This is a genomic window from Burkholderia metallica (assembly GCF_902832845.1).
GTDB classification, from domain to species: Bacteria; Pseudomonadota; Gammaproteobacteria; order Burkholderiales; family Burkholderiaceae; genus Burkholderia; species Burkholderia metallica.
In genome coordinates, this window is sequence record NZ_CADFDB010000001.1 from 525,159 (window position 1) to 545,299 (window position 20,141).

General features: G+C 66.8%; 22 protein-coding genes. 10 read left to right on the forward strand and 12 right to left on the reverse strand.

The features are described 5' to 3' along the window. Positions 1 to 62 precede the first annotated feature (62 nt). On the reverse strand, positions 63 to 461 hold the full coding sequence (locus HWX08_RS02280) for a GreA/GreB family elongation factor (protein ID WP_006486027.1): 399 nt from the start codon (positions 459 to 461) through the stop codon (positions 63 to 65). 510 nt (positions 462 to 971) lie between these two features. Here HWX08_RS02280 and HWX08_RS02285 point away from each other — a divergent pair. Continuing rightward, positions 972 to 1,301, forward strand: coding sequence for a DUF4148 domain-containing protein (locus HWX08_RS02285; protein WP_069260284.1), 330 nt, complete (start codon positions 972 to 974; stop codon positions 1,299 to 1,301). Positions 1,302 to 1,455: 154 nt separating this feature from the next. Here the strand turns inward: HWX08_RS02285 and HWX08_RS02290 are convergent, their stop codons facing one another. Beyond that, entirely contained in the window at positions 1,456 to 1,917 is a 462-nt protein-coding gene (locus tag HWX08_RS02290; protein WP_069260283.1) for a CBS domain-containing protein, read from the reverse strand. 177 nt (positions 1,918 to 2,094) lie between these two features. Between HWX08_RS02290 and ribA the strand changes: the two genes are divergently transcribed. Next, positions 2,095 to 2,745, forward strand: a complete 651-nt coding sequence (gene ribA / locus HWX08_RS02295) for a GTP cyclohydrolase II (protein ID WP_069260282.1) — start codon at positions 2,095 to 2,097, stop codon at positions 2,743 to 2,745. A 150-nt stretch (positions 2,746 to 2,895) separates the two neighbouring features. Next, positions 2,896 to 3,462: a GNAT family N-acetyltransferase gene (locus HWX08_RS02300; protein ID WP_174920676.1), complete on the forward strand. Its 567-nt coding sequence runs from the start codon at positions 2,896 to 2,898 to the stop codon at positions 3,460 to 3,462. 21 nt (positions 3,463 to 3,483) lie between these two features. Here the strand turns inward: HWX08_RS02300 and HWX08_RS02305 are convergent, their stop codons facing one another. Continuing rightward, complete coding sequence (locus HWX08_RS02305; protein WP_021162343.1) at positions 3,484 to 3,870, reverse strand: VOC family protein; 387 nt, start codon at positions 3,868 to 3,870, stop codon at positions 3,484 to 3,486. 294 nt (positions 3,871 to 4,164) lie between these two features. On the opposite strand from HWX08_RS02305, the gene HWX08_RS02310 reads away from it, so the two are divergent. Further along, on the forward strand, positions 4,165 to 4,455 hold the full coding sequence (locus HWX08_RS02310; protein ID WP_174920677.1) for a hypothetical protein: 291 nt from the start codon (positions 4,165 to 4,167) through the stop codon (positions 4,453 to 4,455). Positions 4,456 to 4,629: 174 nt separating this feature from the next. Here HWX08_RS02310 and HWX08_RS02315 read toward each other — a convergent pair whose 3' ends face one another. From HWX08_RS02315 to HWX08_RS02325, 3 genes are all read right to left on the reverse strand, one after another. Next, the gene (locus tag HWX08_RS02315; protein ID WP_174920678.1) at positions 4,630 to 5,394 is read right to left on the reverse strand and encodes a hypothetical protein; all 765 of its coding nucleotides are present in this window, start codon (positions 5,392 to 5,394) and stop codon (positions 4,630 to 4,632) included. Between the two features lie 51 nt (positions 5,395 to 5,445). Further along, positions 5,446 to 6,054: an acyl-homoserine-lactone synthase gene (locus HWX08_RS02320; protein ID WP_174920679.1), complete on the reverse strand. Its 609-nt coding sequence runs from the start codon at positions 6,052 to 6,054 to the stop codon at positions 5,446 to 5,448. Positions 6,055 to 6,263: 209 nt separating this feature from the next. Next, positions 6,264 to 6,707 carry a DUF4902 domain-containing protein gene (locus tag HWX08_RS02325; RefSeq protein WP_069260277.1) on the reverse strand — a complete coding sequence of 148 codons (444 nt, stop codon included), beginning with the start codon at positions 6,705 to 6,707 and terminating at the stop codon, positions 6,264 to 6,266. Between the two features lie 73 nt (positions 6,708 to 6,780). On the opposite strand from HWX08_RS02325, the gene HWX08_RS02330 reads away from it, so the two are divergent. Beyond that, the gene (locus HWX08_RS02330) at positions 6,781 to 7,500 is read left to right on the forward strand and encodes an autoinducer binding domain-containing protein (protein ID WP_069260276.1); all 720 of its coding nucleotides are present in this window, start codon (positions 6,781 to 6,783) and stop codon (positions 7,498 to 7,500) included. Positions 7,501 to 7,549: 49 nt separating this feature from the next. Here HWX08_RS02330 and HWX08_RS02335 read toward each other — a convergent pair whose 3' ends face one another. The 5 genes from HWX08_RS02335 to HWX08_RS02355 form a co-directional block, all read right to left on the reverse strand. Then, positions 7,550 to 8,257, reverse strand: a complete 708-nt coding sequence (locus HWX08_RS02335; RefSeq protein WP_006483946.1) for an MgtC/SapB family protein — start codon at positions 8,255 to 8,257, stop codon at positions 7,550 to 7,552. Between the two features lie 304 nt (positions 8,258 to 8,561). Continuing rightward, positions 8,562 to 10,106, reverse strand: coding sequence for a TolC family protein (locus tag HWX08_RS02340; protein ID WP_174920680.1), 1,545 nt, complete (start codon positions 10,104 to 10,106; stop codon positions 8,562 to 8,564). Continuing rightward, the gene (locus tag HWX08_RS02345) at positions 10,093 to 12,126 is read right to left on the reverse strand and encodes an FUSC family protein (RefSeq protein WP_174920681.1); all 2,034 of its coding nucleotides are present in this window, start codon (positions 12,124 to 12,126) and stop codon (positions 10,093 to 10,095) included. The genes HWX08_RS02340 and HWX08_RS02345 overlap by 14 nt, the downstream gene beginning before the upstream one ends. Continuing rightward, on the reverse strand, positions 12,107 to 13,156 hold the full coding sequence (gene mdtN / locus HWX08_RS02350) for a multidrug transporter subunit MdtN (protein ID WP_174920682.1): 1,050 nt from the start codon (positions 13,154 to 13,156) through the stop codon (positions 12,107 to 12,109). Before mdtN ends, HWX08_RS02345 begins: the two co-directional genes overlap by 20 nt. Continuing rightward, positions 13,153 to 13,446, reverse strand: coding sequence for a hypothetical protein (locus HWX08_RS02355; protein ID WP_174920683.1), 294 nt, complete (start codon positions 13,444 to 13,446; stop codon positions 13,153 to 13,155). The genes mdtN and HWX08_RS02355 overlap by 4 nt, the downstream gene beginning before the upstream one ends. 685 nt (positions 13,447 to 14,131) lie before the next feature. Between HWX08_RS02355 and HWX08_RS02360 the strand changes: the two genes are divergently transcribed. The 4 genes from HWX08_RS02360 (at position 14,132) to HWX08_RS02375 (ending at position 18,079) form a co-directional block, all read left to right on the forward strand. Beyond that, positions 14,132 to 15,280, forward strand: a complete 1,149-nt coding sequence (locus tag HWX08_RS02360; RefSeq protein WP_174920684.1) for a metallophosphoesterase — start codon at positions 14,132 to 14,134, stop codon at positions 15,278 to 15,280. A 357-nt stretch (positions 15,281 to 15,637) separates the two neighbouring features. Then, positions 15,638 to 16,252, forward strand: coding sequence for an alpha-ketoglutarate-dependent dioxygenase AlkB family protein (locus HWX08_RS02365; protein WP_174920685.1), 615 nt, complete (start codon positions 15,638 to 15,640; stop codon positions 16,250 to 16,252). A 322-nt stretch (positions 16,253 to 16,574) separates the two neighbouring features. Beyond that, positions 16,575 to 16,781: a hypothetical protein gene (locus HWX08_RS02370; protein ID WP_059585120.1), complete on the forward strand. Its 207-nt coding sequence runs from the start codon at positions 16,575 to 16,577 to the stop codon at positions 16,779 to 16,781. A 404-nt stretch (positions 16,782 to 17,185) separates the two neighbouring features. Beyond that, positions 17,186 to 18,079 carry an IclR family transcriptional regulator gene (locus HWX08_RS02375; protein WP_069260269.1) on the forward strand — a complete coding sequence of 298 codons (894 nt, stop codon included), beginning with the start codon at positions 17,186 to 17,188 and terminating at the stop codon, positions 18,077 to 18,079. Positions 18,080 to 18,297: 218 nt separating this feature from the next. On the opposite strand, the gene HWX08_RS02380 is transcribed toward HWX08_RS02375, so the two are convergent. Next, complete coding sequence (locus HWX08_RS02380; RefSeq protein ID WP_174920686.1) at positions 18,298 to 19,377, reverse strand: porin; 1,080 nt, start codon at positions 19,375 to 19,377, stop codon at positions 18,298 to 18,300. A gap of 445 nt (positions 19,378 to 19,822) precedes the next feature. Between HWX08_RS02380 and HWX08_RS02385 the strand changes: the two genes are divergently transcribed. Next, positions 19,823 to 20,140, forward strand: a complete 318-nt coding sequence (locus HWX08_RS02385; protein ID WP_027789384.1) for a non-heme iron oxygenase ferredoxin subunit — start codon at positions 19,823 to 19,825, stop codon at positions 20,138 to 20,140. Position 20,141 lies beyond the last annotated feature (1 nt).

Here is a 20,141-nt window from a genome sequence, read left to right on the forward strand (position 1 = left end):
GCAAAAAAGCGAGGCCGGTGCCTCGCTTTCTTCTTGGTGCGGCGGTGCCGCCGGCAGGCGGCTCAGCGCGTGTATTCGCCGTTGGCTTCCGGCTGGAACACGATCGCGGCGACCTTCATCAGCTTTTCGGCGCCGCTCGGCTGCATCACCTTGACCATCTGGCCGCGCTGAGTGCCCAACAGGGCCATGCCGACGGGCGAGAACACGTTCAGGCGGCCCAGTTCGAGATTGGCGGCATCCGGATAAACAATCGTCCAGGTTGCCTGTTCCTGGGTCGCTTCGTCGAGCAGCGTGATCTGCGAATTCATCGTGACGACGTTCGCCTTGATCGCATCGGGCTGGACGATGTCGGCGCGTTCGAGCAGCGTATCGAGCATCGTCTGGAAGCGCGGGTTGTGTTCGGCGTGCTTCTCGAGGCGAGCAACGTCGAGTTCGGTCAACTGGTAAAGGCGTTGTTTCATGGAAGTTCTCCAAATGATCGGCAAGGGGCAGGCGTGGCGTGCCTTTGAGGATCGCCCGGAGCCTGTCTGACCTGGCTCCGGGAGGAGACCGAGCCGTCAGATCAGGCGCCGGGCAGGGGCGAGCGGCGCCTGGGCCGTGCGTCGAGCGAGGGGATGCGCCGGCTGGCCGGCGCGCGCACGCACGCCGGCCGGGCCGGACAGCGAAACCGAGAGGGGCGTGAGCGCGTACATGGATGGAATATCGACTGGCGAATAAAACCTTACGATTCTACAACACAACCTTGGGAATATGTGATTTGGCTGTCGGCGTTTCGTCAGCGATTGTTGTGCTGGCGGTGCAAGTGGCAGCGACATCATCCAGAAAAGGCGCTCGATTTTTGTCAAAATCGCAACGCTGTATGTTCAAACTAAGGGTTTCCCCTTGGGGTGGCGCGAACTACACTGCATTCAATCGCTTCAGGCATTCCTGCCGAGGCGACGCCATAAGAGAACATATTCCGGAGGTCAATCATGAAGTCGATCATCTACGCAGCCATCGCCGCATCCGTCCTTGCCGCCCCGATCGCATCGTTTGCGCAGTCCGAGCAAGGGCTCACGCGCGACCAGGTCAAGTCCGAACTCGTGCAGCTCGAACAGAACGGCTACAAGCCGCTGGCGAGCGATTCGCAGTATCCGGACAACGTCCAGGCTGCCGAACGACGCATCCAGCCGAACCAGCCGATGCTCGCGCAGGCCGATACGAGCGGCTACGGTGCCGTGGCGACGGGTGCCGGCCAGGCCGGCCGCCGCATGACGCGCGAAGCACCGAATCCCGTGAACTCGGTCTACTTCGGCAACTGAACGTCCCCGGGTCTGCCCGAGCGCACCGCTTGAACGACGAGACGCGCGCCAGTCGCGCGCGTCATGCGCCCGCAGGAGCAGAACCTCCGTCGTCGCATTCCGGCGACTTTCCGCCCAGACGCTCGCGCGTTTGGGCCTTTTTTGCTGGGGCCGGTCAGGCGGACGTGACCGCGGGCGTGCCGTGGATATAGTGTTCGAGCTGGCTGATCGTGAACTGCTGATCGGCGATCACGCTCTTGACGAGGTCGCCGATCGAGATGAGGCCGACCAGCTTGCCGCCATCGAGGACGGGCAGGTGGCGCATCCGGTGTTCGGTCATCAGCGCCATGCACTCGTCGGTGGATTGCGACGGTTCGACGTAGCGTACCTTCGCCGTCATGATTTCCTCGACGCGGGTGGCCTTCGACGAGCGATCCTGCAGGACGACCTTGCGCGCGTAGTCGCGCTCGGTGACGATGCCTGCGATGTCGTCGCCGTCCACGACCAGCAGCGCGCCGATGCCTTTTTCCGCCATCAGCTTGATGGCGTCGTAGACGAAATCGGTCTTCTTGACGGTGTAGATGGTGCGGCCCGAATCCGGCTTGGCCTTGAGAAGCTGCGCGACAGTCGTGCTCATTCGCTTTCTCCGTGTGCAGTTCGATACTGGGCAGGCAGGGCGCGATGCGTGTCACCCGACGAGCCCAGTATAGCCGCGCAGGCGGCGGCAGTCGCGTGACGATTCCAGATTAGCGGTAAACTCCCGTCACGCACTATCCACACAATTCCTACATTCCAGAACGTTTCGATTGAATTCATGATGTCTTCGCGTCCCCAATCGCCCACGCCGGGCAATGGCCAGGCCGACGAGTGCGTGACGCTCGTCGCCACCGCGTCGCTGCCCACGCGCTACGGTACGTTCACGTCTTACGCTTTTCGCGTATCGGGCAGCGATGCCGAACATCTTGCGCTCGTGATGGGCGACGTCGCCGGCGAGCAGTCCGTGCTGACGCGGCTGCATTCCGAATGCCTGACCGGAGACGTGTTCGGCTCCTACCGCTGCGACTGCGGCGAGCAGCTCGATCTTGCATTGCGCTACATCGCGGCCGAAGACCGCGGCGTGCTGCTGTATCTGCGCGGCCATGAAGGGCGCGGGATCGGCCTGAGCAACAAGATCCGCGCGTACGCGCTGCAGGAGCAGGGGCGCGACACCGTCGAGGCGAACCTCGATCTCGGCCTGCCCGATGATGCCCGCGAATACGACTCGGCCGCTGCGATTCTTCGCATCCTCGGCGTGACGTCGGTGCGGCTGATGAGCAACAATCCGGCGAAGTTCGACACGCTCGCGAAGCACGGCATTCCGGTGTGTGAGCGCGTGGCGCTCGCGGTGCCCGTGCGCGAGGAAAACGAGCGTTATATCCGTACGAAGCAGACGAAATTTGGGCATTACTTCGAGGAAAACGAGTAACTGCCGCGGGCGCGTCGGCGCCCGTTTTCCGTTATCGGTTCAAGGGATCGTCGCCGGCAGCAGCGACGATCTCGATTTCCCCTCCATCCGTTCCGCCTTCGGGTACGTGACGCAGCTCGCGTCTCGCCACCTGAACGAACCGTGTCCCCCATGCCCACCCCATCGAAGCTCGAAACCGAACGTCTGACGCTGCGCCGTTGGCGGCCGGCGGATGCGGGCGCGCTGTCGGCGATGCATGCCGATCCGGATGTGACCGCGTGGCTCGCGCGCGGTCCGATGTCCGTTGACGAGGCGAGCGACGTCATCGCCCGTTTCGATACGCATTTCGATGCCCACGGCTTCGGCCCATGGGCGGTCGAGCGCCGTGCCGACAGGATGGTGATCGGGGTGTGCGGACTGTCGAGCGAAGTACGTGCGACTCACCCGATGGCACCGTGCGTCGAGATCATGTGGCGGCTGGCGCGCCACGCATGGGGGCAAGGCTATGTTGCCGAAGCAGCCGCCGCCGCGTTGGCCGACGGGTTCGACCGGCTCGGGCTCGGCGAGATCTTTGCGTGGACGGCCGACATCAACCTTCGATCGCAACATGTGATGGAGCGGCTCGGCATGCAGCGTCAGCCGGCGCGCGATTTCGACCATCCTGCGTTGTCGGAAGGGCACGCGCTGCGCCGGCACGTCGTGTATGTGGCCCGCGCCGCCGGCCTGACCGGCGTGTAACAGTTCGCACGAATTTGCGCGTCAGCGCCACGTACCGTTCTGCAGCACGATCCGGTAGCCGTCGGCATCCTCGAAAGTCTGGCCGGATATTTCCCAATACGGATTGAACGACGTGACGGGCATGAATCCATGCGCGGTGGCGCGCGCGCAGGCGGCTTCCCATTCCGGCCGATCGGGCAGGTAGAACACGATCAGGTCTTCCGGTGTCGGCGACGGCGCGATCGGATGGTCGGGGCAGTGCGTGAATTCGAAGTGATAATCGAGGCCGTCGCGTCCGAGCATCACGCCCGAAAAGCCGTCGTGATCTTCAAAGCGCGCAAGGACGGACAAGTCGAGGGCGTCGCGATACATGCGCTCGGTTCGGGCGAGGTTGCTGACCGGGCGGGCAATGCGCAGATGGGCGTGCAAGATGGCCTCGGGGTGAGTGGCGGGCCGGTCAATGATAAGCCGGCCGGTCCGGATTGCGCGATGCGAACGGATCGCGTCGCGGCGCATGCTCGTCGTATCGAACGACAGGGGCGCATTTCGGCCAAACGAACCAAACGTCGAATCTCGTATCGCGAAAGAAAAACATGACACTACCGATCAAATGCGCGCACCCCGTTACGGCAGAGGCTTGTTCGAACACCTGTCGAAGTCAGGCCTTCATCTCGGCTTGTCGACCGACGGGCAGAGGTGCCCATCCCGAACGGGAGGCCGCGAATGGGTAAGCCCGATCTGCGCCGGCCGGTTGCCGGCCCTTATCGCCAGTCGCGATGGGCGGCCGTGCTCGAAGTTGTCTTTGGATGGGTGGCCAAGGGGACGATGGTGTCGCTCGGACTCGGAGTGGCCGCATTGGCGGTATTGACGGGCGACGTGAGTGCGCTGACGGACCTGCCGACAACGAAAAAGGGCTGGCTGTATTTGCTGCTGGCTGTGGTCGTGGCGGTCGCGCTGATATTCGCGGTGCATCACTACTGGTTGCGGCCGGCGGGGATGCGGCCGGCGGGCTAGGCGGGGCGAAAGAGGATGTGTCCCCGTAATTTGCGCAGACAAGAAAAAAGCCCGCTTCATTGAGCGGGCTGAATCCATGTTTGGAGACATGGAGGAGACAGACGTAAATTTAAGGGAAAACCCGAGGCATGGCAAGCCCTAGTTGCATCGATACAACCATCTGTTGCGCTGCGTTCACATGCCGCCGGCGCGCGCGTGTGCCGCAAACGCGCTGAACCGCTCCTGCGCGACCGGCAACGCGTACTTGTCGCGCATTTCCGTCTCGATCCACGCGCAGGCCTCGCGCGCGCAGTCGGTCAGCGCGTGCCGCGTGGCGTGCCCGTCGATGTCGTACACGAAGCGCACGCCGACTTCATCGTCGGCGACCTGTCGCTCGAGCTGGTTGAGCTGCAGTTGCGGCCCGTGCTGCTGCGACAGCGCGCGCAATTCGTCGAAGTGATATTCGAGCCAGTCGGCAAAGAACAGCGCGTCGCTGTGGCACGGCAGCCGGAAGGCCGCGCTGCGCGACGGGCGCGGCGCGGCTTCGCCGGTCGATGCGTGCGGTTCACCGTCGGTGGCGATGGACGTTTCGACGGGCGCAAGCGGGTGCCGAAGCCGGCGGTACGGTTCGCGATCACGCAACGCATGCCACAGCAATTCGTCGCCGGCGGCACCGGACGGCTGCATCGTCAGATCATGCCGGCCTTCGCCGACCGGGGCGACGTCGCGGATCACGAGGCGCAGCGAGCAGAGCGGCTCGTCCGCGACCAGCAGTGTCGCAGCACGCGGCAGCCCGCAGACGAGCGGCGCGGCGCCGGCGGCCCGGAACACGAGGCCGCGACGGTCGAGCCGCACGAGCGGCAGCGGCCGGGGAAACGACGGGTAGGCGACCGCGATGCGGGCGCCGTTAGCGCTCGTCAATCCGGGCATCATCGCGCGAAAGACCTGGGACTGGTCCACGTTGATTCTCCTTCGTTACGATGCCGCCCGGGCAGAAACGCGTGTTCCGGCTCAGGCGGCGATGGCTTGCCGGGCAGCGTGCCCCGGCGCGATTCCTAGTGCAGCAAACGTTTGCGGATCGATGTCGATCCAGCACGCGACCACCAGACGTCCGTCCACCTGCTTCGGCGGGCCTGCGCGGTGCGCGTGGATGCCGATCCGGCGGAACAGCCGCTCCATGCTCGCGAACGTCACGCCGATCAGCTGCCGCGCGCCGAGCTGCGCCGCGCATCCGACGACGGCTGCGAGCATCGGGCGCACGGCCCATTCGGCGTTGCCCGGGCCGCCTTCGTCGTCGGTTGCCGCGAACCGGGACAGCTCCCAGACGGCAGCCGACTGCGGCAGCGGCATGTCTTCGGCGATCAGATCGGCGAACAGCGACTTCAGCAGATACGGGCGCGTCGTCGGCAGCAGGCGCGCACATCCGCACATGTCGCCGCCGGCGTTTCGCGCGAACACGTACACGGTATCGTCGCGATCGAACTGATCGCGCTCGAAACTTTCGTTTGCCGACGGGAGTGCCCAACCCAGCTGCTCGACGAACACGCGGCGCCGGTAGCGCCCGAGATCCGCCGCAAGTTCGTGTGGCAACCGCCCTTCCTCGTGAACGAAGGTCCGCATGGTGTCCTCGGATCTGTGCTTTTGTATGCACGCATTACATCGCGGGGCACGAGGGGGCTGTAACTGGTAACTCTTACAGGGTGACGCGGGAATGACGCCGATCAGGACGTGGTAACGGTTTCTTGATCAACGGGATTGAAAACCGTGGCGCTTTTGCTTATAAAGAGCCCCAGCATCACGGAAATCGTCAGAGGAATGCGCGCCAGTTGTCACTGGAGCGTCGGACCGGCATGATAGGCGTCGTTGTGCCCGAGCAGGGCCGCCGCGACCGCAGCCGGCCAGTCGATGCACGCAAGCCGCGCGGCGAGCGCGGCGGCCGTGCGGAACATGCCGATGTCGGTGCCCGTGGCGTCGACGGCCATCACGTTGCTGCGGACGTCGCCGCCCGCGATCACGAACGTGCCCGTCGCGCGTTCGAGATACCAGTCCCAGCCGATCGTCACGTAAGCGACGCCGGCACTGGCCGGGCGATGCCATTCGGTATAGCCGGCGAGCCGGGCGTCGATCGCGCTGTCGCGCAGTTCCGCGAGCAGCGATGCGTCGAGGCCGCTCGCGACATGGTCGAGCGCAAGCACGGCCAGCGTGCCTTCTGACAGGCGTACGTAGCCGTCCGGGGACGGGCCGGAGACCGGGTGCAGCAAAGGTGAAGTCATGCGCGGAATGTATCAGCCTCGAACGGGTGCTGGAACCTGACAAGTATGACAGCGTGACGTTGTCGGAGAATGAATGGAACTGCGCTGGCAGGATGCCTATCAACAATTCAGCGCCGCGGAAGACGAGCAGCAGCTCTTCCAGCGGATCGCTGCCTATTCCAAGCGGCTTGGATTCGAATACTGCTGTTACGGCATTCGCGTTCCGCTGCCCGTCTCGAAGCCGGCGGTCGCGATCTTCAATACCTATCCGGACGGCTGGATGGCGCACTACCAGGCGCAGAACTACATCGACATCGACTCGACGGTTCGCGACGGCGCGCTCAGCACCAACATGATCGTCTGGCCTGACGTCGACCGGATCGAGCCGTGCCCGCTGTGGCAGGACGCGCGTGATTTCGGGCTGTCGGTGGGGGTCGCGCAGTCGAGCTGGGCCGCGCGCGGGGCGTTCGGTCTGCTGAGCATCGCACGCCATGCCGATCCGCTGACGCCGGCAGAAATCAACATGCTGACGCTTCAGACGAACTGGCTCGCGAACCTGTCGCACTCGCTGATGAGCCGCTTCATGGTGCCGAAGCTGTCGCCGGCGGCGGGCGTCACGCTGACCGCGCGCGAGCGCGAGGTGCTGTGCTGGACCGCCGAGGGCAAGACCGCCTGCGAAATCGGCCAGATCCTCAGCATCTCGGAACGGACGGTCAACTTCCACGTCAACAACATCCTCGAGAAACTGGGCGCGACGAACAAGGTCCAGGCGGTCGTCAAGGCCATCTCGGCCGGACTGATCGAGACGCCCTGACCCGCAGACGGGCGGCCCGCAGTGCGACACGCGGCGGCCGCCCGGGCGCTCACTCCATCATCGGCTCCGCTTCCTTCGCGGTCCAGCTCACGCTGGAAATGCTCTTCTCCATGCTCATCCGGCTGGCGATCTGCTCGAGCTTCTGCTGATCCTTCGGATGCAGCTTCAGCGTCGCCGTGACCTTCAGCCGGTCCGGCTGGTCGGGCACGTCTTCGCTCGTCAGGCTCTGGAACGACAGCGGCTTCGCATACATCGCGTTCGACAGCAGCGTGCGGATGTGCACTTCGTCGGCGGCCAGGCAGATCACGGTGATCTGGTATTCGCGTACGAGGTCGGCATTCGATACCGGCGTCGCGTTGATCGCCTGGCTGACGCCGCGCAGCACCGTGTTGGTGAGCAGCACGACGCCCGTGCCGGCGAGCGCGGGCACGTAATGGCCGGAGCCGGCCAGCACGCCGACGGCGGCCGAGCACCACAGCGTCGCGGCGGTGTTGATGCCCTGGATCGAGCCCTTGTCGCGCATGATCACGCCGCCGCCGAGAAAGCCGACGCCCGACACGACGTACGCGGCGATTTGCGTGACGCCCGCGACGCCGTTGCCGGTCAGCACGCCGAGCGTGACGAACAGGCATGCGCCGCTCGCGACGAGCGTGATGGTGCGCAGGCCGGCCGTGCGCTGGCGCATCTGGCGCTCGAGGCCGATGGCGACGCCGCAGGCGAACGCGGTGAAAAGACGGAGTGCGAAATCGAAAGTCATGGGTGTCCTGCCGTGAAGGCGCGCGTGCCGTTTCGCGCGGCCGCGGCGCGATGCCGAAGACGACGCGAAGATAGCCGTCATCGCGCGGTACTGTACCGCGCGTATGCGTCATTCAGTGTGAAACGGGAGGCGTGCGGCTCGCGGAACGCGAGCCGGGCAGGAGAACTGCGTCGGACAGGCGTTCAGGCGGCAAGCGGCGCACGCAACGGAGTGCTGCAACTGTCCACGATGGTTCCTGAAGGAAGAATGGGCGGCATTCTAGTGGGCGGCGAGCGCATGCGTCAACCGCCTCGCGGCGGTCGCGCTACTGCGCCGAGCCGATCGTCCCCGTCGCCAGCGCGAGCGCGGCAGCGGCCGACAGCGCACCGGCATAGCTGTCGACCTCCGCGTTGCGGGCGGCGAGCAGCTGGCTTTGCGCGATCGTCGCATCGGTGACCGAACCGACGCCGTTGCGGTACGCGGTCAGCGCCGCGTCGTAGCTCGTCTGCGCGGCATCGACGAGTGCCTTCGCGGCATCGTGCGATGCGAGGCTCGTCTGCACCGCGTTCTGCGCGGCGACGACCTGGCGGACGGCTTCCTCCTTGGTCCGTGTGAGTCGCGCGGAGGCGCTTTGCGCATCGTTGCGCGCCTGCATCAACACGGCCGAGCGCAGGCCGCCGTCGTACAGCGGAATCGTCACGCCGAGAAACACGCCGCCGCCGTAGCGGCTGCCGTTCAGGTTGACGGTCGGCGCCTGGTCGCCGATCGCCGGCAGCGCGGAGATGGACGTGCCGCCGCTCGCGTACGACGTCGACGCGGACAGGAAGATCTTCGGCATGAACGCGGCTTCCGCGGCCTTGATCTTCGCGCGGTTGGCTTTTTCGAGCGCGAACGCGCCCTGCAGGTCGGGGCGGCGCGCGATCGCATCCGCCACGATTGCGTCGACCGATGCGCCGAGCGCGGGCGGCAGCGGCCGCTTCGGCGGCGCGGCGATGGTCGGCTTCGACAGCGGCGAAATGCCGAGCGCGGACACGAGGGCGAGGTAGCTGTCGCTCTCCGCGCCGCTCGCCTGCACGAGCGCGAGGTTGGCCTGCGCGCGATTCTGCGTCGCCTGCGCGAGCTCGACGACCGTGCCGACACCATGCTTGAGCCGCGCGCGGGAGGCCGCGAGGATCGCGTCCGCGTTCGCGAGGCCCTGCTGCGCGCTGAGCGCGCGTGAGCGTGCCGCGTCGTAGCGGTAGTACGCGACGGTCACGTCGTGGATCACCTGCTGATGCACGGCCGTGAACGCGACGTTCGACGCGATCGACGCCTGTTCGGCCGCTTCGACGCGCGCCGCGCGGCCGCCGAAATCGAACAGCAGCCATTGCAGCGACAGCGCCGAGATGGTGCCGTGCACGGTGGAGTCGCTCGACGATTCGCCGAGGATCGACGACGTCGAGCCGTGGTTTGCCTGGTAGCCGCCCATCGCCGTCGCGGACAACCTCGGCAGATAGGCGGCCTTGGCCAGCCCGACCGCGAGCGCCGCGTTGCGGGCGTCGTTCCATGCGATGCGGGTCAGCGGGTTCGCCGATTCGGCGAGATCGATCAGCTCCGGCAGCGTGTACGCGTGTGCGGCATCGAGGGCGGCCGGCGGCGAGACCGACGCCAGCGCGGGCGACGCGGGCAGCGTGTAGTCGTGCGGACCTTGCGCGGACGCGCGCGGCGGGCCCGGCACGATGTCGCCTGCAGCCGACGTTTGCGGCTGCCACGGGCGATCGGGCGCCTCCGGCGCCAGATCGATCGACGACGTCGCGCAACCGGCCAGCGCGACGGCGGTCGCGAGGGCGGCGGCGGCGATCGACGCGGCCGGCGGTTCAGGTACGCGCATGGGGGGCAGGCTCCTTCGGTGTGGCTTGACGGGCGGCGTCGGCGATGCGCGCGAGCCGCGTGTCGATCAGGTTCAGCAGTGCGTCGCGCGCAGGGTCGGCGGGCGTGCCGCCCGGCGGCGGGGACGATGGCGCGGCGGATTGCGCCGGGGCGGTTGTGTCGTCGCGCGGTTCGGTCACGCGGGCGAGTTGCGCATCGAGCGCCGCGTCGCCGGGCTTGCGTTCGGCGAGCAGGAACAGCGGGCCTTCGAGCGCGCCGAGTTCCGCGAGCGCGCGCCGTCGCGTGGCGAGCCACGTGGCAGCCGGGCGCACCCACGACGGTTCGTAGTGGACCAGCCCGAGCTCCTGCGCGAGCGCGCCGTGACGGGCGAACGCTTCAGCGGCGAGCGCGCGTCGTTCGGCCGGCTGCGCGACTTGCACGAGGCGCCGCCACTGGTCGATCAGCGCCGCGAGACCGACGTCGATCTGCTTGCCGATGCTGACGGGCCAGATGCGCGTGAACACGAGATACACGACGACGTTGCCGAGCAGGATGCCGATCGTGCGATCGCGCGCGATCGTCAGGTCGAAGCCGGGGCCGGCGCCCTGGATCACGCACAGGAAAAACGCGAATGCGATCTGGAAGCCGGCGTACGCGATGCGCGGCGAGCCGAACGCGACCCATGCGGCGAGCCATGCGCCGGCGAACACGAGCGCCATCAGGTCGCCGACCGACGACAGCGACGGCACGACGAATACGAGTGCCGCCGTGCCGAGCAGCGCGCCGACGATGCAGCCGAAGATCCGCAGCGTGAGCTTCTCGACCGTTTCGGCCGTCGACCCGAGCGACACGATGTAGCAGGTGACGACGCAAGTATGGATGCCCGACCAGTCGAGCTGCGAATACAGCAGGTAGCAGAAGATCGCCGCGGCGGTCGTCTTCAGCGCGTAGCGGATGTGGTCGGGGTTGGTGCGCGCGTCGGGCAGGAAGAAGCCGCCGCGCGGTGCGGGCGAGGGGACGGGGGCGTTTGACGAAGCCGTCGAAGCCGTGGAAGCGACATCGGTCGTGGCGGCCGGCTCCGCGAAACGCGTGATCGCCGCATGAAGATCCGTCGCGGCGACACGCGCGAGCGGCGGCAGCGTTTCGATCGGCGGCAGCGCGAGCGTCACGTCGACCGGGTAGCCGCCCTGGTCGAGAATGTCGGCCATCTCGTCGAGCGTCGCCGCGATCGGGGCGGCGTATGCGTCGGGCAATCGGGCGCCCGGTTCGCGATCGGCCAGCGCGACGCCGACCAGCAGCGCGGTGCTCGACGCCACGGCCTGCCGCAACGCCACGAAGTCGGCGGCGGACGACGAGCCTTCGAGTTTCGACAGCTTGAGCCATGTGAGCAACTGCTTGTCGCCTTCGTGCAGGCTGGCGTCGAACGCGTCGCGCGCCGCCTCGTCGCCGCGCAGCCGCTGCGCGGCGAGCCGCAGGCGCTTCGCGAGCTGCGCGTGCGCGAGCTTGCGCGGCGACGGCGCGATCAGCAGGTTGACGACGATCGCGACGCCGACCGGAATCGCGATCGTCAGCCAGATGTACAGCAGCGCGCGCGTCGCGGCTTCGCCGAACGGCGCGAGGCCGAGCTGGTCGAGCCCGAAGCCGACGATCATCGCGAGGATCGCGCCGACCGGGCGCAGCTTGCTGGCCGACGTCAGGTAGAGGAGGCCGACCGACAGCACGGCCATGCACGCGACCCGCAGAATCGAATAGTCGATGCTGAAGATCGCGATGCCGAGCACGAGCCCGATCACGATCGTGACGATCAGCAGCAGCGCGGCCGCGAGCACGACGCTCGTCACGCGGTCGGCACGGATCATGAAGAACACGACGTATGCGGACAGCGCGGCTTCGGGCGTGCCGTAGGCGGCCGTCACGAACGCGGTCAGCGCGCAGATCAGCGCGACCCGCACGGCAATCGACGTGCGTCCCGGAAACGGCGCGAGCAGTCGCAGGACTTCGCGCAGGCCCGGCGCGCGAACCTCAGCGGCAGGCAGTGCCATGCCGGACCTCGACGATCGCGCTGGCGCCGACGCGCACGAGCCGGGCGTCGGGTTCGTCGAGCTTCACGCGCACGGGGAAGCGCTGCGCGACGTGCACCCAGTTCACCGAGTTCTGCACGATCGGCAGCGAGCGCGGCAGGTTGATGCGGGCGCTGTCGGCGATGCCCGCGCCGATACCGACGACCTTGCCCGTCAGCGGGCGGCTGCGGTCGATCATCGAATAGACGGTCGCGCAGTCGCCGACCTCGATGCGGCTCAGCGACGTCTCGCGGAAGTTGCCGACGGCGAACCATTCGCGCGCGTCGATCAGCGTGAAGATCGACTGGTTCGGCGCCAGCGTTTCGCCGGCGAGTACGGTCAGGCCCGTGACGAGGCCGTCGTGCGGCGCGCGCACGACGGTGTCTTCGAGCGCATGCTGCGCGCGGGCCAGCGCGGCCTCGCGCGCGTGCAGCGTCGCGATCGCGTCGGCCTCGTCGCCGATCGTCTGCGCGGACGCGCGCTGCTGTTCCTGGGCCTGCGCGAGCGACACGGCCGCGTCGCGCTGGCGGACCTTCGCCTGGTCGAACTGCTGCGCGCTGACGTAGCCCTGCGCGGCGAGCGGGGCGAGGCGGTTCACGTCGCGCGTCGCGAGGTCGTGGTTCTGCGTCGCGCGCTTGACCTGCTCGGCGGCAACCGTCGCGTTCGAGCGCTCGCCGATCAGCGAACGGCGGCGCGTGTCGAGCGATGCGCGCGCGAGCTCGAGGTCGGCCTGCGCCTGCGCAACCGTCAGCCGGTACGGCACCGGATCGATCGCGTACAGCAGGTCGCCCTTCGCGACGCGCTGGTTTTCATGCACGGCGAGCTGCACGATGCGGCCGCCGACCGGCGACGCGACGTGCACGACGTCCGCATCGATCGACGCGTCGTCGGTGGACGGGTAGGCCGTCGTGCGGTGGTACGCGTACGCGAGTGCCGCGATGCCGAGCGCGACGATCGCCAGCGCGATCACGCGGCCTTTGACGGACGGGCGGGCGGTTCCGGCGGCCTTCATGCGAACGGCCCCGTGCCGGTGAGCCACACGATCACGGCGACCACGAGCCCGATCGCGGTGCAGACGGCAAGCTGGTAGGGTACCGTGGCGGCCCAGCCGGTCGCGACGAACACGCGGTGCGCGACGATCGCGCCGACGACGCCGACGATCGCACTGACGAGCCAAAGCGGGAAATACGCGCCGAACAGGACGTACGACGGTGCGCCGCGCGATGCGCAGCCCGCGAGCGGCAGGGCGGGCGCAAGGATGGCGGCGACGCGCAAGGGCGCGCGCGGCATTGTTTTTCTCATGGTGTGACGAGCTCGACGTTGGGGGTGGATGCCGGGCGCGGCGCAATGCGGATCGTCGCCGCGACGACGATTCCGAGATACGGAGCCGATAATAAAGCAGCGCGATGCGGACCGCCAGCCGCCCGTTTCGCGCATCGTGGGGGCGTTGCCGGTTGGGGGCGCGTCCGCACGCCCGGCATCGTGGTTCGACCGCCGAAGCCGGATCGTCGCGATTCTGCCAGTGCCGGCTCGCGTAGGGTTGCTAACGGACTGTAAAGAATCGTCAGACGAACGCAGGATGACTCGATTTGCCGTGTCGGCGGCGCGGAATCGTTGCGGAAGCGGCAGATTGCCGTTCGAACGGGCGGGAATCGGGGGGGGAGCGTTGATCGCGCCTACTGCGGGCAGACCGATGAAGTCGCGATCGAAGCCGCTTTGGTTGGCCACAATGAAGGTGGTGCGATCAAGCCCGCGTCGGTCGTCCGACGAAACCGCGGTCCAAACCGCTCCGGGCATCTCGACGAAACCCCGAGCAAGCGTTGCGATGCACGGTGTCGAAGCCCGACCGGCGAACGGTCGTCACAGCTGCGATCTGTGTACCATCCATAAGTATGGCGCGCCGCGCGGCACGAAGCCTCACGACGGCCTCGTCCGACGCGCGGCGCGGAACGCGGTAACGCGGTATCGCAACGAAGGTGAACGTTCCATGCGAAGTTTCTTTGTCCGGTTCATTGCAATCGGCGTGCTGTTCCATCTGTACGTCGGGATGCGGATCATTCCCGACGCATTCGCTTCGCCGGTCGCGCGCACGATCGCCGCGCTCGTGCTGGCGAGCTTCGTCGTGCTGATTCCGGTCGGCATGTTCTCGCGCCGCTTCGACGAAGGCTGGGCGGCGACGCTGGTCGGCTGGGCCGGCGCGCTCGTGATGGGCTTCTTCTCGTCGCTGCTCCTGCTCACGCTGTTCCGCGAGTTCGTGTTGCTCGGTGTATTGACCTGGCGGCATCTCGGGCACGACGGCGCATGGCCCGGCGCGGCGACCGACACGGCGCTCGGCGTGCTGGCCGGCGCGGTGTTCGTCACGGCGGTCGGGTTCGTCGGTGCGCGCCGCACGGCGGCGGTCAAGCGCGTGTCGATTCCGGTTGCGGGGCTACCGGCCGGGCTCGACGGGCTGACGATCGTGCAACTGTCCGACATCCATGTCGGGCCGACGATCAAGCGGCCCTATGTCGAACGGATCGTGCGTGCGGTCAATGCGCTCGACGCCGACCTCGTCGTCGTGACGGGCGACGTGGTCGACGGCTCGGTCAAGCGCCTGCGCGAGCACACCGCGCCGCTCGGCCGCATGCAGTCGCGACATGGCAGTTTCCTGGTGACGGGCAACCACGAGTATTACGCCGGCGCGCATGCGTGGATCGACGAGTTCCGGCGGATCGGGCTGACGGTGCTGCTCAACGAGCACGTGCTGATCGAGCATGACGGTGCGCGCGCGGTGCTCGCGGGCGTCACCGATTTCACCGCGGGCGGGTTCGATCCCGCCCATCGCAGCGACCCCGCGCAGGCGCTGGCCGGGGCGCCGCGCGACGTCGGCACGAAGATCCTGCTCGCGCACCAGCCGCGCAGTGCGGAAGCGGCGAGCCGCGCGGGGTTCACCGTGCAGTTGTCGGGGCATACGCACGGCGGTCAGTTCCTGCCGTGGCCGCCGTTCGTGCGGCTGCAGCAGCCGGTGATCGGCGGGCTGACCCGCATCGGCGATCTGTGGCTCTATACGAGCCGCGGCACCGGGTACTGGGGGCCGCCGAACCGTTTCGGCGTGCCGTCCGAGATCACGCTGGTCCGGCTGACGCGCGGCCGGTAGTGCGCCTTCCCCCGTTCGGAAAAATCATTCGTGGAGCCGATGCAAGACCGGCGTAGGCGGGCACGGGCGCCGGCCGTCACGCGATGCGCGCGATGTCGTCGAAGTCGAAGCGCGGGCTGCGGGGGAACAGGTCGGCCGGCTGGCTGGCGGAAGAGAGCGGCGCCGTTCGGCAGGGTGCGCTGCGACACGCCGCGATGATCGCGTGACGGGCGAACGCGCATCGCGTGGCGCATGTTGCACGGTGCATGACGCGGCGGTTACCTTCCATCCGCGAATGACAGCGCATGGCGGTGCGCGATGCCGTTGGCTAGTATGCAGGCATGCACCGCTCGCTGCGTTCATCGCGTTCCTTTCGACATGTCGACCCCCGATCTCTTCGCTGACACGCCGGCTCCCGAAGTGGACTGGTACCCGGACTGGCTCGCGCCGCCAGATGCCGATCGCGCGCTGGCCGCGCTGATCGTCGAGGTCGCGTGGAAGCAGGATACGATCCGCACGCCGCGCGGCCGCATTCCGTTGCCGCGGCTCACCGCGTGGCAGGGCGAGCCGGATGCCGTCTACGTGTATTCGGGAATCCACAACGTGCCGGCGCCGTGGACGCCGGCCGTGTTGGACCTGAAGCGCGCGGTCGAGGCGACGTGCGGCGCAAGTTTCAACAGCGTGCTGCTCAATCGCTACCGCAACGGGCAGGACAGCCTCGGCTGGCACGCGGACAACGAGCCCGAGCTCGGCGACGCGCCGGTGATCGCGTCGGTGAGCCTCGGCGCGATGCGCGTGTTCGATCTTCGTCATCGCGCGACCGGCGTCACGCATGCGTATCGTCTCGTGCACGGCAGCCTGCTCGTGATGCGCGGGCGCACGCAGGCCGAATGGCAGCATCGTGTGCCGAAAGCGCCGGGCGTGCAGGGCGAGCGCGTGAACCTGACGTTCCGGCGCGTGGTGCTGGCCGATATCGGGCGGTCACAGCTCTGATCGACGGGGACTTCGGAAGATTCGTGCCCCGTTTTCGCGATTCACGGGCGACCGATGCAGGCAAGCGTTCGCGTGTGCGGCACGTTGCCGCACGAGCGTCGCGCCGTGTACGCCGAAACGGCGCTGAGGCCCGTGGCATATGGGTTTCAGGCAAACTCGATCGACCGCCCGGTTTTGATAGATGAGTGAAACCTCTGATGGTGCGTCGCAACAATCATTGACTAGACTCACGATTGGCAGAATCGCGTCGAGTCCCGGCGCGATCTTTTCGACATGCCCCGAGCGTCGCCGATGCGACGCGCAAGGGGCAGGAGCACAACGCGTGACCGTATTCGACCCTTCCTTCGAACCCTCGCTGCACGTCTTTGAACAAGACGGCGGATGGCAATGGGCGCTGACGGTGAAGCGGGCGACCGGCGTCGGCGTGAAAGTCGTCGCGTTCAGCCGGGAAGGCTTTCGCGGCGAAGCCGAGGCTTATGCAGCCGGCCAGCTTGCCCGCGCCGAGTATGACGCCGCCGTGACGGCCTGACGCCGTCGCGTCGCGCCGTCGCGTCGATTTCGCCCGAGGATCGTCTTCATCATTTGCCGCCCGGCGCCGGGCGGTTTTCCGATCGTTTTCCGTTTTTCCGTGCGCTCCACGCGGTTGCCCCGTGCGCTTTGCGCAACAGCGCTCGCGGCGCGTCTGTCCATTTGCGTCACCTGCGCCAAATGGTCCGTTCCATTCGACACGTGCGGGCCATGCGCCGCGCTTCACGTTCCTGCATGGCGTCGCGCCTTCCATCGCTGCTATCCTCTCGACCGTGAATGACTGACTCTCCACGGCGTCGCGATGCGAGCGGGTATGAACCCGCGTGCGCACTGAGGTAGCATGACTGACTATCCACGACGATCCGTGACCTGTTTCGTGACTGATTTCCTACCGTCCATGTCCACATGGCCAAGACAACGATGAGCGGCGCACCCGACCGCGCGGCGCCCGCCGACGACGAATCGTCCGGCGGCGCGTCGTCCTACCTGGTGCCGGGCCTCGAACGCGGGCTGCGGATTCTCGCCGAATTCTCCGCGCGCGAGCCCGTGCTCGGCGCGCCCGAGTTGTCGAAGCGCATCGGCATTCCGCGCACGACCACGTTCCGCCTGCTGCAGACGCTCGAAGCGCTCGGCTTCCTCGAGCGCGTGAACGGCGACCGCTATTTCCGGCTGGGTGTCGGCGTGCTGCGGCTCGGCTTCGAATACCTGAATTCGCTCGAACTGACCGATCTCGGCGCGCCCGTGCTCGAACGGTTGCGCGATGCCACCGGCTTTTCGACGCATCTGTTGATCCGCGACCAGCGCGACGTCGTGTTCGTCGCGAAAGCGCAGAGCAACGCGTCGATGTTCGGCTCGGTGAAGGTGCACGTCGGCACGCGCCTGCCCGCGCATGCGACCGTGCACGGCCACGTGCTGATGGGCGACCTGACGCGCGACGCGCTGCGCCAGCTCTATCCGGAAAAGCGCCTCGAGCAGTTCACCGAGCGCACGCCGGGCACCGTCGACGAACTGTACGAACGCGTGCGCCATTACGCGCGGCTCGGCTATGCGGTCAGCGAGGCGGCGTTCGAGAGCGGCATCTCCGCCGTGACGGCGCCGGTGCGCGATCATTCGGGCTCGATCGTCGCGGCGATCACCGCGACGGTGCCGCGCTCGGAGATCGGCGAGGCCGGCGAGAAGGAGCGGCTCGTCGAAGCCGTGTGCGGCGCGGCGGTCGACCTGTCGCAGCGGCTGAACTATCGTCCGCTCGAAAGCGACCCGACGTTCGCGCACGCGCGCCACAAGGTCGCGATGTTCTGAGGGTTCCGGTTTCCGGTGCGCGACCGGCTCGCGGCCGCACATCGATCGCGCGTGCGCGCCAGCGTCTGTGTGCCGATCCCTGGAAATCTCCCGGTATTCGGGCGACTCGATGCGCCGATGCGCGGATGCGTCGTCGGCAAACGACATCAGTACTCCCCAAGACAAAAGCGGCCCGCGGGCCGCTTTTGTCTTATCGGGCGCCGAACGCCCGATCCCGTTCAGAACGAGTGGTGAATCCCGGTGAGCACGATCACCTGGTTCGCGGTGCTCGACACGCCTGCCGTGAAGAACGCGGCCTTCGCGCCGCCCGACCCGTGTTCGTACAACACGTTCGCATAGAGTTGCGTGCGCTTCGACAGCGCATAGATGTCGCCGAGCTCGACCTGCGTCCAGCGGCGGCCGGCCAGCGTCGTGGTCGCCGCGCCGCCCGCGATCGTGTTGAACGCGCTGCTGCGGTAGTTCACGCCCGCATCGTAGCTCTGGAACGTGTCCGAAAAACCGTTCGACTGCATCTTCGTGCGCGTGTACAGGCCATGCACAAGGAAGTCGCCGAACTGGTAGGACGCGCCCGCACCGATGTTCTCCACCTTGCTCGCTGTGTAGCCGTTCGCGGTGTTCTGCCCCTGGAACGACGTGATGCCGGTCGTGCCGATCAGGATCGAGCGGTCGTGCTCGTTCGAGTACACGGCCGACGCCTTGAACGGCCCGTTCGCATAATTCAGCGCGACGCCGACCGATTTGCCGGTCGAGAAGTTCGTCGTGTTGCCGAGCGCCATCGTCGCCGCGGCCGAGAAGCCCGCGAAGGCCGGCGACCGGTACTTGACCGAGTTGTTGTACGGCACGTTGCCGGTCGCGGCGAGACCGTCGATGTTGCCTGGGTGGAACGCGTACCAGCTCATCGCGAGATAGGCCGTGCTGAGCGGATCGAGATAGTCGAACGACAGCGGCGTCTGGCGGCCGAGCGTCAGCGTGCCGTAGCGCTCCGAACCGAGGCCGACGAATGCCGCGCGGTTCCAGATCGTGTTCGCGGTCGCGAACTGCCCGTTGTTCGTATAGAAGCCGTTTTCGAGCTGGAAGATCGCCGACAGGCCGTCGCCGAGGTCTTCCTTGCCCTTCAGGCCCCACCGGTCGGGCTGCGTATTGCCCTGGATCATCGCCCACTTCGCATGGCCGCCGACGTTGTTCACGTAAGCGACCCCCGCATCGAGGCTGCCGTACAGCACCACGCTGCTCTGCGCCCACGCGCCCGACGCGGCGCCCAATCCGATCATTGCTGCTGCTACCGCTTGCTTGACCATTTGATCTCCTGAATCTCCGTACCTGATGAAAACGTGCCATGGCGGCATGCACGGAAGAACGGCCGGCCATCGTGCGTTTTCGCCATCGAGCGGGCATTTTTATGTTCCATATAAGGAACAATGTGCCTCTGATGGAATGGAGTATAGGGGTGTGCAGCGCCGAATCAAAAATAAATTTTTCGGGACGGATGAGCTTGCGGTGCGACCCGGCTGCGCGGAGCGAATCCGTGAAAAAGTCGGTAAATCCCTGCCGAATAACAAAAAATTACATTCGATAAGGTAGGGCGGCGGGTTCGTTGAGCGCGCGGTCGGTGTTTTCCCTAGGACATGCAGCTTTTTGTTTTACTCGTGGAAAGTCGCTCCTATAATCACCATCCATAAACTGCTGTTCCGGATATGGAACAAATCGGAACAAACCGAGCGTCGCTCAGAAGGAAGGGTTGAGATGTCTGAACAATGGATTTGCGCCGGACACGCCGGCGCGCTGTCGGAAGACACGCCGATCGAGTTCAAGCGGACCGACGGCGTCGAAATCGGGATCTACCGCGTCGGCGACGACGTGTATGCGCTCGAGAACGTATGTCCGCATGCGTACGCGCTGCTGACGCAGGGGTTCGTCGACGAAGGCACCGTCGAATGCCCGCTGCACGAGGCCGTGTTCGACATCAGGACGGGCGAATGCCTGAAGGGTCCGGGCGGGCGCGCACTGAAGCAGTACGCGGTGCGCCTCGCCGGCGAGGAAATCCAGATCAAGGTGGAATGAC

Bases quoted from the DNA above. Each gene is read 5' to 3' on its own strand.
- HWX08_RS02280 (WP_006486027.1), bottom strand. From the start codon at position 461: ATGAAACAACGCCTTTACCAGTTGACCGAACTCGACGTTGCTCGCCTC.
- HWX08_RS02285 (WP_069260284.1), top strand. From the start codon at position 972: ATGAAGTCGATCATCTACGCAGCCATCGCCGCATCCGTCCTTGCCGCC.
- HWX08_RS02290 (WP_069260283.1), bottom strand. From the start codon at position 1,917: ATGAGCACGACTGTCGCGCAGCTTCTCAAGGCCAAGCCGGATTCGGGC.
- ribA (WP_069260282.1), top strand. From the start codon at position 2,095: ATGATGTCTTCGCGTCCCCAATCGCCCACGCCGGGCAATGGCCAGGCC.
- HWX08_RS02300 (WP_174920676.1), top strand. From the start codon at position 2,896: ATGCCCACCCCATCGAAGCTCGAAACCGAACGTCTGACGCTGCGCCGT.
- HWX08_RS02310 (WP_174920677.1), top strand. From the start codon at position 4,165: ATGGGTAAGCCCGATCTGCGCCGGCCGGTTGCCGGCCCTTATCGCCAG.
- HWX08_RS02320 (WP_174920679.1), bottom strand. From the start codon at position 6,054: ATGCGGACCTTCGTTCACGAGGAAGGGCGGTTGCCACACGAACTTGCG.
- HWX08_RS02325 (WP_069260277.1), bottom strand. From the start codon at position 6,707: ATGACTTCACCTTTGCTGCACCCGGTCTCCGGCCCGTCCCCGGACGGC.
- HWX08_RS02330 (WP_069260276.1), top strand. From the start codon at position 6,781: ATGGAACTGCGCTGGCAGGATGCCTATCAACAATTCAGCGCCGCGGAA.
- HWX08_RS02335 (WP_006483946.1), bottom strand. From the start codon at position 8,257: ATGACTTTCGATTTCGCACTCCGTCTTTTCACCGCGTTCGCCTGCGGC.
- HWX08_RS02340 (WP_174920680.1), bottom strand. From the start codon at position 10,106: ATGCGCGTACCTGAACCGCCGGCCGCGTCGATCGCCGCCGCCGCCCTC.
- HWX08_RS02345 (WP_174920681.1), bottom strand. From the start codon at position 12,126: ATGGCACTGCCTGCCGCTGAGGTTCGCGCGCCGGGCCTGCGCGAAGTC.
- mdtN (WP_174920682.1), bottom strand. From the start codon at position 13,156: ATGAAGGCCGCCGGAACCGCCCGCCCGTCCGTCAAAGGCCGCGTGATC.
- HWX08_RS02355 (WP_174920683.1), bottom strand. From the start codon at position 13,446: ATGAGAAAAACAATGCCGCGCGCGCCCTTGCGCGTCGCCGCCATCCTT.
- HWX08_RS02360 (WP_174920684.1), top strand. From the start codon at position 14,132: ATGCGAAGTTTCTTTGTCCGGTTCATTGCAATCGGCGTGCTGTTCCAT.
- HWX08_RS02365 (WP_174920685.1), top strand. From the start codon at position 15,638: ATGTCGACCCCCGATCTCTTCGCTGACACGCCGGCTCCCGAAGTGGAC.
- HWX08_RS02375 (WP_069260269.1), top strand. From the start codon at position 17,186: ATGGCCAAGACAACGATGAGCGGCGCACCCGACCGCGCGGCGCCCGCC.
- HWX08_RS02380 (WP_174920686.1), bottom strand. From the start codon at position 19,377: ATGGTCAAGCAAGCGGTAGCAGCAGCAATGATCGGATTGGGCGCCGCG.
- HWX08_RS02385 (WP_027789384.1), top strand. From the start codon at position 19,823: ATGTCTGAACAATGGATTTGCGCCGGACACGCCGGCGCGCTGTCGGAA.